Genomic DNA, 13,920 nt, shown 5'->3' with positions numbered 1-13,920 from the left:
CTTCACCTATATCTTCTTAAAATAGTCAAAAGGCTCGTTGCAATCGTTGCACTGGAACAGCGCCTTGCAGGCGGTGGAGCCAAACTCGCTTATCCGACGGGTGTTGCGCGAGCCACAGTGCGGGCACTTGGCATGGGCATCCGGGGTCAGGCCATCCGCATCGATATCGGCATCTTCCGGCGGTGCCACGCCGTAGTTGCGCAGCTTGCGGCGTCCTTCCGGTGACATCCACTCCGAACTCCAGGCCGGCGACAGCGTCATTTTGACTTCGACCTTGTCATAACCGTTTCGGTTGAGCTGAGCCACCACGTCATCGGTGATGGTGTTCATCGCCGGACAGCCGGAGTAAGTCGGAGTGATGGTGACCACAATACGGTCACCATCACGCTCCACGTCACGCAGAATCCCCAGATCCCAGATGCTCAGTACCGGGACTTCGGGATCCTTCACTTCATCGAGCAAATTCCAGAGTTCCTTTACGTCCGGGGCGTTGCGCTGTTGCAAACGGCGATACTGCTCTTCCGGCATCAGTGAGATTTCATTCATGGCGCGTTACCACTGGCATCCGGGGTGAGAGCGATGCACGATCTGCATCTCGGTCAACATGTGACCCAGATTCTCGGTGTGGTAGCCGGTACGACCACCACGTACGGCCCAGCTGTCTTCCGGTACGGTCAGAGTCGCTTCGGTCAGAATATCGCTGACCACCTTGTGCCACTCATCGCGCAACTTGGATACGTCGACACCGATACCGTTGTCAGCCAGCAGTTGCTCGGTTTCATCCATGTCGAACATCTCGTGGGTGTAACCCCAGAGTGCATCCACGGCCTTTTGAGTACGCTTGTGGCTCTCTTCAGTACCATCACCCAGGCGCAGTACCCAATCGCGGCTGCGACGCAGGTGATACTTGGTTTCCTTGATCGCCTTGGAGGCGATTGCGGCCAGCGTTTTGTCCTTGGACTGCTCCAGATGCGGCAGCATGATGGTGTAGTACACATCCGCGAACAGCTGACGAACCTGAGAGTAGGCGAAATCACCCTTGGGCATTTCCATCAACAACAGGTTGCGGTATTCACGATCGCTGCGCATGTAGGCGAAGTCATCTTCGGTGCGACCATCGTTGGCCAGCTCGGCTGCATAGGTATAGAACATGCGAGCACGACCGATGTAGTCCAGTGCCACATTGCCGTAGGCGATGTCTTCTTCGAGGAACGGACCGTAGCTCACCCACTCGGAGATACGGTGGCCCAGAACCACGGAGTCATCACCCAGACGGGTGGCATATTCAAGCGTTGCCGCCTTGATTGCGTCACTCATTACTCTATCTCCTCACCAATTACATGTTGTTGACGGGATCGGGCAGCACGTAATAAGTCGCGTGACGGTAGGGCTTGTCATCGTTCGGATCGTAGAAGCAATCCGCATCATCTTCCTGAGAGGCGCAGATGTCGCTGGACTTTACGACCCACAGGCTGACGCCTTCGCTGCGACGGGTGTAGCAGTCGCGGGCGTACTCCAGTGCCTGTTCAGGATCTTCAGCGTGCAGGCTGCCGACATGTTTGTGGTCCAGACCACGCTTGGAGCGTACGAAAACCTCAAACAGTTCCAGTTTTTCTGTTGGCTTTGTCATTTCCAGTTACCTCTTAAGCTGCACGCTGTGCTTTTTTGGCGCGTTTCTTTTCGTTGTATGCAGTAATGGCGTCACGAACCCATTCGCCTTCATCGTGAGCGGCAACATGGTGCTCGATACGCTGACGGTTGCAGTGACCGTTACCGTTGATCACACTCCAGAACTCGTCCCAGTTCAGATCGCTGCTGTCGTAGTGGCCACGCGCTTCGTTCCACTTGATGTTGGCGTCCGGGTGGTCAAGACCCAGCACTTCAATCTGCTTGACGGTCTGGTCAACAAATTTTTGGCGCAGATCGTCATTGGTCTCGCGCTTGATCTTCCACTCCATGGACTTCTGGGAGTGGGCAGATTCGGTGTCGTGCGGACCAAACATCATCAGGGCCGGCCAGTAAAAGCGATTCAGGGCGTCCTGAGCCATCGCCTTCTGTTCCGGAGAACCCTTGGCCAAAGCCAGCATGGCTTCATAGCCCTGACGCTGGTGGAAACTCTCTTCCTTACAGATACGGATCATGCCGCGTGAGTACGGACCGTAAGAGGTACGCTGCAGGGATACCTGGTTCACGATGGCAGCACCATCAACCAGCCAACCTATCGCCGCTACATCAGCCCAGGTCAGGGTCGGGTAGTTGAAAATCGAGGAATACTTGGCTTTACCGGTCTGTAGCTGCTCGATCATTTCGGAACGAGAAATACCCAGGGTTTCGGCTGCGCTGTAGAGATAAAGGCCGTGTCCCGCTTCGTCCTGTACCTTGGACAGCAATACCGCCTTGCGGCGCAGAGACGGTGCACGGGTGATCCAGTTGCCTTCCGGCTGCATGCCGATCACTTCAGAGTGAGCGTGCTGAGAGATCTGACGGATCAGGTTCTTGCGGTACTCCGCAGGCATCCAGTCCTTGGGCTCGATCTTCTCTTCCGCTTCGATCTTACGCATGAAATTCTTTTCTTCGGGCGTCATCGTTCTGCTCTCCGATCTTGGTTCATTCTGTCGCACTGTGTAACTTATTTTTCTAAGCCAGAGTGTTTTTTGTATCGCTCTAGCCACTTACAGCCTGTTTAGCTGTACCGCTTCAGGCACAGATACAACAGGATACGCTCACCAACATGCGATAGATTAAATGTACTACCAAATCTACTTAAATGATACATAAAAACAAAACTTTTTTTGAATTATTGTATCACTTGAAGCAATGATACTGCGGGTGCAGTCATACGGATCAGTCTAGTCAATAAATACGACAAGTGAGGGCGTAGCTCCGAGTCAATGCTGAAATTGATTCACGTCAGTTAAGGTATCGCCGAACAGATACTGCAGATGTGCCGAAAACGACTTGAGTTCAAGAGTGACACCGCACCGATTGCGGTTCAGTGAGCTGAAATCACAAACAATTCGCTGAGTTCGATCGCCGTAATACGCGGGTTATGAGTACGGCTTTCAGGCTTCAGCGGCTGTTCAAACAACGCAGCCCCCGTATCAATATATATGCCGTTGCCACGTCGCTCGACCCTTGGCACAACCACATGGCCATGTACCGTCAGGTCGATCCCCTCCACATGGTGGACAAATTCAGGCTGCTTAATGGGGCGTTCCCACAACAAGGCTTCCTGCAACGCAGGCTCAAACGGTAGCCTCAGGGCGAGGTCTTCCCATTCATCCAGCGGGAAGGTGCTGTGTGAGATGCCGATTCTGCGCCCATCACCCACCTCAAGCTCAATTACCCAGGGCATTTGCTCTGCCAGCATCTCAGCATGCTGGCGCAGCTTCGCATGGCGAGCAAAGTAGTGTTCCGGACCGGTGCCCAACCAGGCTCTGCCGCCGTATCGCAGCCATGTTTCCACATCCACCGCCTCAGGCTGTTTCAGCCAGTTGAACAATATTTGCTCGTGATTTCCGCGCACCGCAAAAAACCAGGGCTCTTGAGTCAACAGCAGGCAACGTTCTGAATCCGGCCCTCGATTGATCAAGTCCCCCACTGAAAACAGCCGATCCCGGGCAGGGTCAAAACAGACCGCCTCCAGCTCAGCCATTAAGGGCCCGTACCAGCCGTGAATATCACCCACCACAAAATCGCGCCCACGCTGATTAGCTGCCACATGCTGGATTACATTCATAACATTCCCGCTCCCTGATGATCGACATCAACGCTCTTCGCCGCGCTGCTATTGGCTAATGTGCCACATTCACGCTTTATTGATCCAGATCCGTATACGCCCGTGGCTGCAGCTCTACACTCGAAACATGATTCATTTTCGAACAAGACCTTTAATAAAAAATATCATCTTGTCATGGAGCGCCCAATGACCGCCGCCGAACAGGTACGTAACCCACAGGCCATATTCATTTCCGGCAACGAAGCGGTAGCGATGGCTGCCCGCGATGCCGATTGCCGTGTGGCAGCAGCCTACCCCGGAACACCATCCACCGAAATACTGGAATATCTGTCAGCCTATCCAACGGTCTACTCAGAGTGGTCGATCAACGAAAAGGTGTCACTTGAGGTCACGATTGGCGCTTCGCTGGCCGGAAGCCGGGCCCTTTGCGCCATGAAGCACGTCGGACTAAACGTGGCATCCGATGCTTTGATGACTCAAACACTGATTGGCGCGGTTGGCGGACTGGTCATTGCAGTGGCGGATGATGTGGGGCTCTCTTCCTCACAGAATGAGCAAGACTCTCGCTACTGGGGTCGGTTCGCCCATATTCCGGTGCTGGAGCCTTGTGACGCGCAGGAAGCCTACAGCATGACCCGCTTTGCTTTCAGCCTGTCAGAACAGTTTTCAGTACCCGTGCTGCTGCGCCTAACCACCCGTATCTGCCACGTAAAGGGACTGGTCCGAACCGATGCGTCCGAAAAAACGGTTGCACGGTTCTTCAATAAGGACAGCAGCCGCTACGTAATGGTGCCGGGCAACGCACGCAACCGCATACCGTTGATGATGCAACGCGATAAAGAGTTGGCGCAATTTTCAGAAGGCTGTGAACTGAACCGGTTCGAGCCAGGCCGGGATCGGCGGATTGGCTTTGTCACCTCGGGAGCCGCCTATTGCCATGTACGCGAAACATTTCCGGAAGCCCCCGTTCTGAAGCTTGGGCTTAGCCACCCCGCCCCCATTGAAACAATCAGAGCCTTTGCCCAAGGGGTTGACCAGCTTATTGTAGCAGAAGAGGTCGAACCCCTGCTCGAAACCGAGTTGAAAGCGGCCGGCATCCAGCTCAGCGGTAAGGATATCCTGCCTCGGATCGGAGAACTGACACCTTCCGTACTAAGGCCCGCATTGGCCCAGCTCACCGGTGACACCTGCACCACTGCCCCTGCCACTCAAAACGACCTGTTTCCGCGCCCACCAACCCTGTGCGTCGCCTGCCCTCACATGGGCATCTACTACTGCCTCGCACACGTTAAAAACACCATTATCTCCGGCGACATCGGTTGCTACACGCTGGGGGCCGGCCAGCCATGGAATGCACTGGATACCTGCATCAGCATGGGGGCTTCACTAAGCGTTGCCCAAGGGATCGACAAGGGGCGCAGTGAAGCGGATCAAAACAAGAATGTCATTGCGGTCATCGGCGATTCCACATTCCTGCATATGGGTATGCAGGGACTGCTGGACATCACCTACAACCGTGGCAACGTTACCATCCTGCTGCTGGACAACCGAGCAGTTGGGATGACCGGTGGACAGAACGCCCCCTCTTCAGGCCTTGATCTTCATGGCGAGGAAACCATACAGGTAGATTTCAGAAAGCTGTGTGAGGCCCTAGGTGTCAAACCAGCGCGAATCCATGAGGTAAACCCATATGAACTGCCCGTACTGTTCAAGGCGTTGCGCGAAGAGGTCAAACAAACCGGGCCGTCGGTCATCATCACCAATCAGCCCTGCGTCCTTACCGAGCGTTACCGACAACAACCGGCTCTGGCGGTAGATGCCGACAGCTGTACCGGCTGCAGCAACTGCCTTGATGTAGGCTGCCCGGCCATTCTGGTTGAACGGCGTGAAACGGTGATCAAACCCAACGGTCGTGAAAAGCAACTGGCATTCGTGAAAATCGACAGCGCAGCCTGTACCGGATGCAATCTTTGCATCAACACCTGCGGCCCGGATGCCATCATTCCGCTAAGCCGCGACAGCCGAATCAATGCAGTGGAGGTAAGTGCATGAGCTACGTAACCAATATACTGGTGGCCGGAATTGGCGGACAAGGCGTCATGACCGCAGCGGACATTATTGCTCAGGCTGCCATTCGCGCCGGCCATGATGTGAAAAAGACAGAGGTAGCAGGCATGGCACAGCGCGGTGGTGTTGTAACCTCCCACGTCCGCTTTGGTGAGCACGTGTACTCCCCTTCCATCACACCCGGACACGCCGACTTGCTACTGGCGTTCGAGCCAGCTGAGGCACTGCGCTGGGCGGGACATCTGCGCACAGGTGCAGCTGCACTGGTAAACACCTTTGCACAAACTCCACCGGTTGTATCTTTAGGGTTGTTTGAATATCCGGATGCACCACTGGAACAGCTGGCCCGGTATCCGATCAGCGTCAGCAGCTTGAATGCCGGGGATATGGCCATTGGCATGGGGGATCGTCGATTGGTAAACAGCCTGATGCTCGGTGCCGCAGCCAGACATCTGCCTTTCGACAGCGGCTTGCTGAAACAGGCTTTGCTGGACCGTTTTGCCAACAAGGGTGGAAAAATGCTGACTCTTAATGAGCAGGCATTTGATGCCGGTTACAGAGAACCTGGAAAGATATAAGAGGATGGTGGAGCCTAGCGGGATCGAACCGCTGACCTCAACACTGCCAGTGTTGCGCTCTCCCAGCTGAGCTAAGGCCCCACAATCAGGCGAATGCCTGTAAAAATGGCGTCCCATAGGGGGTTCGAACCCCTGTTACCGCCGTGAAAGGGCGGTGTCCTAGGCCACTAGACGAATGGGACGCAGTGTATGACGATTTGGTGGAGCCTAGCGGGATCGAACCGCTGACCTCAACACTGCCAGTGTTGCGCTCTCCCAGCTGAGCTAAGGCCCCTCGTCAAAGGACGGGGCGTATAGTAATGGCCCCACCCTGTGCTGTCAAACGTTTTCTTGCAGGAAATTTGACAATTTGCACAACTGAATCAGTCAGTTAGCGCCTTGTATTCCTTTTCGAGACGCTTGGTTTCCTTCTTGGACGGCGTACCCACTACTTCAAGTGCATGGCGCAGACGGGCGCGGCTCATATCCGGTCCCAAAATGGACATGGCATCCACCACTGAAACACTTTGTGCCGTACCGGATATGGCTACGAACAGCGGGAACAGGAAATCACGAATCTTGATATCCATACCATCAGCCAGTTTTTTCAGCTCGGCGAACAGGCTGTCACGGTCCCACTGGCCCTGCTGATCCATATGCCAAACACTGAACTGCAGGATGCGACGCACCTCATCAAGCTCGACTTTCTTGTGCTCAAAATCCGCCTCGGTGATCGACAACATTCCGCTGAGGAAGAAACCAGCCAGCGGTGCGATGTCGGTAAATTTCTCGACGCGTGGCTGAATCAGCGGAATGATCTGCGCCAGATACTCGGGGTTCAACGCCCACTTCTGTACCTGTGCCGCAAACTGCTCTGGGCTCAGCTCTTCACGGATCCACAGGCCATTGAGCCAACTCAGCTTTTCCTGATCAAATACGGGCCCACCCAAAGACACACGTTGAATATCGAAGTTGGCAAACATCTCGTCACGATTAAACTTCTCGCGTTCATCCGGCATCGACCAGCCCATGCGACCAAGATAGTTCAGCAGCGCTTCCGGCAGATACCCCATGCGCTGATAGTACAGAATACTGGTCGGGTTCTTGCGTTTGGAGAGTTTGGATTTGTCCGGGTTGCGCAGCAGCGGCATGTGGCACAACTGCGGCATCTCCCAGCCAAAGTACTGGTACAGCAGCTTATGCTTGGGCGCTGAGTTGATCCACTCTTCGCCACGAATCACATGTGTGATCTGCATTAAATGGTCATCGACCACGTTGGCCAGATGGTAGGTCGGCATGCCATCGGACTTGAGCAGGATCTGAGCATCAACCTGCCCCCAATCCAGCTCGATCGGGCCGCGCAGCATGTCGTCAATCACGCAGACACCCTCTTCGGGTACCTTCATGCGGACCACGTAAGGCATTCCCGCCGCCATGCGACGCTCAACCTCATCCTGCGGCAACTCAAGGTCACTCTGTTTCAGGGCGGTATGCTTGCCATCGGCACGACGGGTTTCACGCAGCTCATCCAGCTCTTCGGCGGTACGGAAACAGAGGAACGCCGTGCCCTCTTCCACCAAACGCATGGCAAAGTCCTTGTACATATCCTTGCGTTCGCTCTGGCGATAAGGACCATGTGGACCGCCCACATCAGGGCCTTCGTCCCACTCCAGCCCCAGCCAGCGCAACGAGTCAAGGATCGCCTGTTCAGACTCGGCCGTACTGCGGGTTTGGTCGGTATCTTCAATACGCAGAATGAACTGACCGCCATGCTGACGGGCAAAAGCGAGGTTAAACAGTGCAATATAGGCGGTGCCTACGTGGGGATCGCCAGTAGGTGACGGTGCTACACGGGTACGAACAGTCATGATGGTGACTCGATCCTGTAATGGGGTGAGTTAAACGCGGCATTATAACGCGCAAGGCAGGCAAGCTGCCATGCAGGAACGTCAGCTGAAATTGTCCCAGGCGATACCGCCCCAGATCAAAGCCGTAATAAACAGCGCCAGCAACACCGCTGCCGATCCAAGATCCTTGGCCAGGCCAGCCAGAGCATGGAACTCGGTACCGGCACGGTCGACCACCGCTTCTATGGCAGTATTGATCAGCTCCATGATCAGCACAAACAGCAGTGAGCTGATCAAAAGCCCCAACTGCAAGCCGGATTGAGCCAGCCAGAATGCCAATGGCAACAGTAACGTTGCCGCCCACAGCTCATACCGAAATGCTGGCTCACTGCGATAGGCAGCTCGCAGTCCCTTGATTGAATAGCGGGTGGCGTAATAAAACCTCGCCAGCCCCGTGGTTTTGGTTACGATCATTCGCTTGTTTTCCCTGCATTAATTCGACGGTCGAACATCTGACGGTACTGCTCATCCATCTGGCGGTAGGGAATCACACTCTCCCCATCGGCCAAGCGTACATTACTGCGTTCAAAATCCACTTCCCAGATACGACGATCCGGGAATACCAGCGCAGCCCGCGGATCATTATGCAGAGTTTTCATAAACGCCGTGACAATTCGTATCCGATCTTCAGGAATGTCCCCCAACAGGCTCAAGCCATCAATAGGTGTCACCGGTTCCACTTGCATCAGTTCCAGCAGAGTAGCGAAAATGTCTGCCTGTGACAGCGGAGCATCCACCTTGCCAATAACCGTTTCATAATGTGATGCAGGCGGGAAAACCAGAAAACTGTTGTGTGTCACCTCATCCTGAAAATCGCCATGAAATGCGCCACCCTTTCCGGTCACATGCTCCCCATGATCGGATGAGTAAAAGATCCAGCTGTTCGGATTCTCGGCTCTTACTGACTGAAAAAGTTCATTTAGAACAAGATCGGTGTACCACACCGTGTTGTCATAGGCGTTGATGCTGTTGGGGTTTTCTTCCGGCAAGAACTGCTTCATATCGGCCGGTACCTGGCGAGAAAACGGTGTGTGACTGCCGCTCATCTGAACCACCAGCATGAAGGGACGCTCATCTTCTGACTGGCGCTCCAGCCAGGGTTTGATACCTTTTTCCAGCACCACCCGATCGTCAGCACCAATCGACACACTGACGTCAGCGCTGAAATGACTGCCCTGCTCAAAGTGATCCATATCCTGATCAACAAAAAGTTTATCTGTATTACGCCATTGGAAATCCTGCGCCGTGATCAGTGCAGTGACATAGCCAGCACTTTTCGCATAATTGAACAGCGTCGGTACGGAGTAGATCACTCCATGAGGGTCAACTCCTTGCAATCCGGTCAACATATAGGGAACCGAGGTCAGCGTGCGTGGACCAATACTCACTGCATTGCGCATGGCAACCAGCTTTTGCTCCTGCCGCAGCCGGCTAAGATTCGGTGTTGTCGCACGCTCGTAGCCATAAACCCCCATATGATTCACGTTCAGTGACTCGCCGATCACAAATACCAGCGATGGCGCTCCTTCAGGCACCTGCTCGCGGTAATTCAACGTGGGTTTTGGCGGGTAGTCATCCCGGTTGTAATTGAACTCGACTGCACTGATCAGATTACCGGCATAGGCCACCGGTGAAAGCTGGAAATGAGGTGCGCCATACCAGTTGAGAGTCACCAGTAAAAACAGTGCAACACCCAACCCACCCTTACTCCAGCGCAGCCAGCGACGAGGGGAGGCCGGCTGGCGCATAATCAGATACAACACCATACAAGCGAGCCCTGCCGCCAGAACAGGACGCAGAAAGGTACCGTGCTCCAGCCACAACTCAACGGTCATAAGGGGATCAGTGGCAAAAAAACGGAAATCAAATACCGTTACAAACTTGCGGTATACGCCGAAGTAGGCACTTTGGGCGAAATAGGCAATGGCCACGCCAGCCAACAAGGCGACTGCAGTGCGGCGGTGCAGGTTCCAATAGCCGCGGATATTGAACAACAGCGCCCAAAGCACAAAAGCACTGATGCCAAAATTGACCCAGAAGCGCTTGCCCTGATAGTTCTCCAGCGTCCATGCCAAATCTCGCACCAACAGAAGATCGAGCAGCAAAAGAAAAATGATCGCTACCGGCAACCCCAGCAGGGGCCTGGATAAGGCTTTAAATACAGACAAGGTCTAACACCACACGTTTGAGCTCAAAGGTGCATTTTATTACACTGCGCCCCGTTCAGTCTGCTGCCAATACCAAATTTGGCGAACACAACTCTGCAGACCCTCTCATTCAACAGGGTACAGCCACGATGAATACACTCAAAAAACCACTCGCCATTGCATTGGCCAGTTGCGGCATGATCGCCACACCAGCTGCCTTTGCCAATGAGCCAAGCCTGGATATCAACCTGCGTACGCTTTACTTCAATCGCGACTTTCGTCAGGGAACCGCAGAAGACCGTGTAGCCGCTTCTCAGGCCGTGCGCATTGATTATGTTTCTCCCTATATCAACGATGTTATCGGCTTTGATGCCTCCCTGTTTGGAGCCCTCAAACTGGATGGCCGCGGTGGCGATGAAAGCATTGGCATGCTTAAAGCCGATGGCGATGATACCGAGAGCTATGCCAAACTGGGCCAGGCATTCATCAAACTGAAATTGGGTGACGTCACCGAGCTGCGTGCGGGTCGCATGGTTCTCACGACTCCTCTGCTATACGATGACGACTCTCGCTCAACCCCCAGCTCGACCCAGGCGATCAAACTGGATACTCAAGTGGGCGGCGCTGATCTTTATGCCATCTACAGTGATCGTGCTGTCAACATGGCCGAGACTGACTTTGACAAGTATGAAGCCAACGGCGAAGAGTACGACCTGTACGTACTCGGCGGCAGCTACAGCTTCAATAACGGCTTGAACGTCCAGGCAGCTCACGGCATCGCTGATGACTACCTGCGTCAGACCTACCTGAACGCGTCCTATCCGTTTGAACTGAACAACGGCGACAGTATTCTGGTAGATGCACACTATTACTACGGCACGGATGACGGTGACCTTTACGGCCGTGACTATCAATCCAGCCTGTTCAACCTTGCAGGCCGCTACACGACCGGCGACCTAACCATGACGCTGTCCTACCAGAACATAGGTGGCGATGATGGTTATGACTACAGCTGGGATGGCTTTAACAACGACAACAACATCCTGATGGTCTGGAACTCCGTTCAATATCTGGACTTCAACAGTGCGGATGAACAGTCACTGCAGGTTCGCGCCGACTACAATGTCGCATCTGTACCGGGACTGAGTCTGATGGCACGTCATACCGAAGGTTGGGATATTGATACCAGCACCCAGTCAGATGCCAAAGAAAGCGAAACCGATCTTGAGGCCCGATATACAATTCAGGGCGGAACGCTTGAAGGCCTTTCACTGCGTGCACGCATTGCTCACATTGAAAGTGAGCAGTTCGACAACGTCGACGAGGTACGCCTGATCGCCAACTACGGCTTCAGCGCTTTCTGATCACCTGTCAGCATCCTCTTTTTACAGGCCCCTTTGGGGCCTGTTTTGTCTCTGCGCCCCGCCAAATCATCCTGCCAGCTGTGTTATAGTAGCCGCCTTGAATTGAACAGAACAGGCAGTAATGAACTCAGCTCAGGCACCACAAACACTCGACACTTCCAATCCCTCTTCGACACCTGACAGTATCAGCCGGCGATTTTCTGTCGCACCAATGATGGACTGGACAACATCTGATTGCAGGGTCTTTCATCGCCTGTTCTCAGACCACACCTTGCTGTACACCGAAATGGTTACGACAGGCGCGCTGATCCATGGCGACGCCGCACGCCATCTTGACTATCACGCCAGTGAGCATCCAGTCGCGCTTCAGTTGGGTGGCAGCAACCCGAGTGAGCTCGCTCAGTGCGCCCGCATGGCCGAAGAGTGGGGCTATGACGAGGTGAACCTGAATGTAGGCTGCCCAAGTGATCGGGTACAGAACAATATGATCGGCGCCTGCCTGATGGCGCACCCGCAGCTTGTGGCGGAATGCCTGGGCGAAATGCGGGCAGCGGCAGGCATTCCCGTCACGGTCAAACACCGACTTGGCATTGATGATTTGGACAGCTTTGAGCACTTGCACCAGTTTGTCGAGACAGTTCGCCAAAGCGGCTGCACCAGCTTTACCATTCATGCACGCAAGGCGATTCTTCAGGGCTTGAGTCCCAAGGAAAATCGCGATATCCCGCCACTGATCTACGACCATGTTTACCGCATAAAGACTCTATACCCCGAGCTGGAGATCATCATCAATGGCGGCATTAAAACACTTGCCGAGTGCGACCAGCATCTTGAGAGGGTCGACGGCGTGATGATCGGGCGTGAGGCCTACCAGAATCCCTGGCCACTGCTCAGTGAGGTGGACCAACGCTACTTCGGCATTGATCGTCCGGCACGCAGCCGCATGGACATTGCCGAAGCATTCATCCCCTACTTGGAGCAGCGCCTGGCTGAAGGCGCTCCCCTGTACGCCGCTGCCAAACACCTGCTTGGACTCTTCCACGGCCAGCGTGGCGGTAAACAGTTCCGCCGATATCTAAGCGAAAACGGTCATGCAAGGGAAGCAGGCGTTGACACCTTCAGGGCTGCGCTTGCATTGGTCGCACAGGATTGAGCTAAAGACTTTATTTGCTTTTACAGGACTAGATTTGATGAACCAGCTTGAACAATTGAAACAGATGACAACCGTGGTAGCGGATACCGGCGACATCGACGCCATCCGCCAGTTTGCACCGGTCGATGCCACCACGAACCCATCACTGCTGCTCAAGGCCGCACAGGATGCAAAATATACCCCCCTGCTGAAGGAGGCACAGGACTGGGCTGCTGCACAAACCTCCAACACAACCGACCAGCTCGGACTGATGACAGATCGCTTCGCCGTACTGATCGGCCGTGAAATTACTCAACTGGTACCGGGACGCGTCTCTACCGAAGTTGATGCCCGCCTGTCATTTGATACGACAGCCACGGTTGCCAAGGCGCGAGAGCTGATCAGCATGTACGAAGCCCTTGATATTCCCCGGGAACGCGTATTAATCAAGATTGCCTCCACCTGGGAGGGTATCGAAGCCGGCCGTCAACTGGAGCAGGAAGGCATCAACTGCAACCTGACCTTACTATTTGGCTTTGCTCAGGCCCGCGCCTGCGCCGATGCCGGCATTTATCTGATTTCACCCTTTGTTGGCCGCATACTGGACTGGCACAAGGCTCGAGAGCCAGAGGCTGATTTCAGCCTGCAGCGTGACCCGGGGGTACGATCAGTGGCTCGAATCTACCATTACTACAAAGCACACAACTACGATACAGTCGTGATGGGTGCCAGTTTCCGCAATATCGGCGAAATCCAGTCATTGGCAGGCTGTGATCGACTCACGATCAGCCCCGCCCTGATGCAGGAACTGGCCAGCACTGAGCAGCCCCTGCACCGCATGCTGTCAGCTGAATGCAGCAGTGATGATACTCGCCTACACCTGAACGAAAGCGACTTCCGCTGGGATATGAACGAAGATGTAATGGCACAGGAAAAGCTGGCAGAAGGGATTCGCAATTTTGCCAAGGACCAGATCAAGCTGGAACAACTACTGGCAGGTCACTGAC

General features: G+C 54.4%; 13 protein-coding genes and 3 tRNA genes. 5 read left to right on the top strand and 11 right to left on the bottom strand.

The window, feature by feature from the left end:
* Positions 1–6 precede the first annotated feature (6 nt).
* From paaD to ABIE61_RS00570, 5 genes are all read right to left on the bottom strand, one after another.
* A complete protein-coding gene (gene paaD / locus ABIE61_RS00590) occupies positions 7–546 on the bottom strand; it encodes a 1,2-phenylacetyl-CoA epoxidase subunit PaaD (RefSeq protein WP_091823617.1) in 540 nt (179 codons plus the stop codon).
* Positions 547–552: 6 nt separating this feature from the next.
* A complete protein-coding gene (paaC, locus tag ABIE61_RS00585; protein WP_354405944.1) occupies positions 553–1,317 on the bottom strand; it encodes a 1,2-phenylacetyl-CoA epoxidase subunit PaaC in 765 nt (254 codons plus the stop codon).
* 19 nt (positions 1,318–1,336) lie between these two features.
* On the bottom strand, positions 1,337–1,630 hold the full coding sequence (paaB, locus tag ABIE61_RS00580) for a 1,2-phenylacetyl-CoA epoxidase subunit PaaB (RefSeq protein WP_091823623.1): 294 nt from the start codon (positions 1,628–1,630) through the stop codon (positions 1,337–1,339).
* Positions 1,631–1,643: 13 nt separating this feature from the next.
* On the bottom strand, positions 1,644–2,585 hold the full coding sequence (paaA, locus tag ABIE61_RS00575; protein WP_091823626.1) for a 1,2-phenylacetyl-CoA epoxidase subunit PaaA: 942 nt from the start codon (positions 2,583–2,585) through the stop codon (positions 1,644–1,646).
* 407 nt (positions 2,586–2,992) lie between these two features.
* Positions 2,993–3,739, bottom strand: a complete 747-nt coding sequence (locus ABIE61_RS00570) for a metallophosphoesterase (RefSeq protein WP_206834475.1) — start codon at positions 3,737–3,739, stop codon at positions 2,993–2,995.
* Between the two features lie 186 nt (positions 3,740–3,925).
* Here ABIE61_RS00570 and ABIE61_RS00565 point away from each other — a divergent pair, with 186 nt between their 5' ends.
* Positions 3,926–5,791 (top strand): thiamine pyrophosphate-dependent enzyme, encoded by a 1,866-nt coding sequence (locus ABIE61_RS00565; protein WP_354405942.1) that lies wholly within the window; start codon positions 3,926–3,928, stop codon positions 5,789–5,791.
* The gene (locus ABIE61_RS00560) at positions 5,788–6,384 is read left to right on the top strand and encodes an indolepyruvate oxidoreductase subunit beta (protein WP_354405941.1); all 597 of its coding nucleotides are present in this window, start codon (positions 5,788–5,790) and stop codon (positions 6,382–6,384) included. Before ABIE61_RS00565 ends, ABIE61_RS00560 begins: the two co-directional genes overlap by 4 nt.
* A gap of 5 nt (positions 6,385–6,389) precedes the next feature.
* On the opposite strand, the gene ABIE61_RS00555 is transcribed toward ABIE61_RS00560, so the two are convergent.
* The 6 genes from ABIE61_RS00555 to ABIE61_RS00530 form a co-directional block, all read right to left on the bottom strand.
* Positions 6,390–6,465 (bottom strand) — tRNA-Ala (locus ABIE61_RS00555).
* A gap of 25 nt (positions 6,466–6,490) precedes the next feature.
* Positions 6,491–6,566: transfer RNA gene (locus ABIE61_RS00550), tRNA-Glu, on the bottom strand.
* A 16-nt stretch (positions 6,567–6,582) separates the two neighbouring features.
* A tRNA-Ala gene (locus ABIE61_RS00545) sits at positions 6,583–6,658 on the bottom strand.
* An 88-nt stretch (positions 6,659–6,746) separates the two neighbouring features.
* Complete coding sequence (gltX, locus tag ABIE61_RS00540) at positions 6,747–8,231, bottom strand: glutamate--tRNA ligase (RefSeq protein WP_354405940.1); 1,485 nt, start codon at positions 8,229–8,231, stop codon at positions 6,747–6,749.
* Between the two features lie 81 nt (positions 8,232–8,312).
* Positions 8,313–8,684, bottom strand: a complete 372-nt coding sequence (locus tag ABIE61_RS00535; protein WP_354405938.1) for a diacylglycerol kinase — start codon at positions 8,682–8,684, stop codon at positions 8,313–8,315.
* Positions 8,681–10,438 (bottom strand): phosphoethanolamine transferase, encoded by a 1,758-nt coding sequence (locus ABIE61_RS00530; protein ID WP_354405936.1) that lies wholly within the window; start codon positions 10,436–10,438, stop codon positions 8,681–8,683. The genes ABIE61_RS00535 and ABIE61_RS00530 overlap by 4 nt, the downstream gene beginning before the upstream one ends.
* A 128-nt stretch (positions 10,439–10,566) precedes the next feature.
* Here ABIE61_RS00530 and ABIE61_RS00525 point away from each other — a divergent pair, with 128 nt between their 5' ends.
* The 3 genes from ABIE61_RS00525 (at position 10,567) to tal (ending at position 13,919) form a co-directional block, all read left to right on the top strand.
* Positions 10,567–11,781 (top strand): OprD family outer membrane porin, encoded by a 1,215-nt coding sequence (locus tag ABIE61_RS00525; protein WP_354405934.1) that lies wholly within the window; start codon positions 10,567–10,569, stop codon positions 11,779–11,781.
* Between the two features lie 121 nt (positions 11,782–11,902).
* Positions 11,903–12,934 carry a tRNA dihydrouridine(20/20a) synthase DusA gene (gene dusA / locus ABIE61_RS00520; RefSeq protein WP_354405932.1) on the top strand — a complete coding sequence of 344 codons (1,032 nt, stop codon included), beginning with the start codon at positions 11,903–11,905 and terminating at the stop codon, positions 12,932–12,934.
* A gap of 37 nt (positions 12,935–12,971) precedes the next feature.
* Positions 12,972–13,919, top strand: coding sequence for a transaldolase (tal, locus tag ABIE61_RS00515; RefSeq protein ID WP_502915013.1), 948 nt, complete (start codon positions 12,972–12,974; stop codon positions 13,917–13,919).
* Position 13,920 lies beyond the last annotated feature (1 nt).

Origin of the sequence: Marinobacterium sp. MBR-111, assembly GCF_040547585.1 — a bacterium.
Classification (GTDB): Bacteria; Pseudomonadota; Gammaproteobacteria; order Pseudomonadales; family Balneatricaceae; genus Marinobacterium; species Marinobacterium iners.
The sequence above is the reverse complement of the archived record's forward strand: the minus strand, read 5'-3'. Positions and strand labels throughout refer to the sequence as shown.

Coding starts and splice junctions, on each gene's coding strand:
- paaD (WP_091823617.1), bottom strand. CDS start 546: ATGAATGAAATCTCACTGATGCCGGAAGAGCAGTATCGCCGTTTGCAA.
- paaC (WP_354405944.1), bottom strand. CDS start 1,317: ATGAGTGACGCAATCAAGGCGGCAACGCTTGAATATGCCACCCGTCTG.
- paaB (WP_091823623.1), bottom strand. CDS start 1,630: ATGACAAAGCCAACAGAAAAACTGGAACTGTTTGAGGTTTTCGTACGC.
- paaA (WP_091823626.1), bottom strand. CDS start 2,585: ATGACGCCCGAAGAAAAGAATTTCATGCGTAAGATCGAAGCGGAAGAG.
- ABIE61_RS00570 (WP_206834475.1), bottom strand. CDS start 3,739: ATGAATGTAATCCAGCATGTGGCAGCTAATCAGCGTGGGCGCGATTTT.
- ABIE61_RS00565 (WP_354405942.1), top strand. CDS start 3,926: ATGACCGCCGCCGAACAGGTACGTAACCCACAGGCCATATTCATTTCC.
- ABIE61_RS00560 (WP_354405941.1), top strand. CDS start 5,788: ATGAGCTACGTAACCAATATACTGGTGGCCGGAATTGGCGGACAAGGC.
- gltX (WP_354405940.1), bottom strand. CDS start 8,231: ATGACTGTTCGTACCCGTGTAGCACCGTCACCTACTGGCGATCCCCAC.
- ABIE61_RS00535 (WP_354405938.1), bottom strand. CDS start 8,684: ATGATCGTAACCAAAACCACGGGGCTGGCGAGGTTTTATTACGCCACC.
- ABIE61_RS00525 (WP_354405934.1), top strand. CDS start 10,567: ATGAATACACTCAAAAAACCACTCGCCATTGCATTGGCCAGTTGCGGC.
- dusA (WP_354405932.1), top strand. CDS start 11,903: ATGAACTCAGCTCAGGCACCACAAACACTCGACACTTCCAATCCCTCT.
- tal (WP_502915013.1), top strand. CDS start 12,972: ATGAACCAGCTTGAACAATTGAAACAGATGACAACCGTGGTAGCGGAT.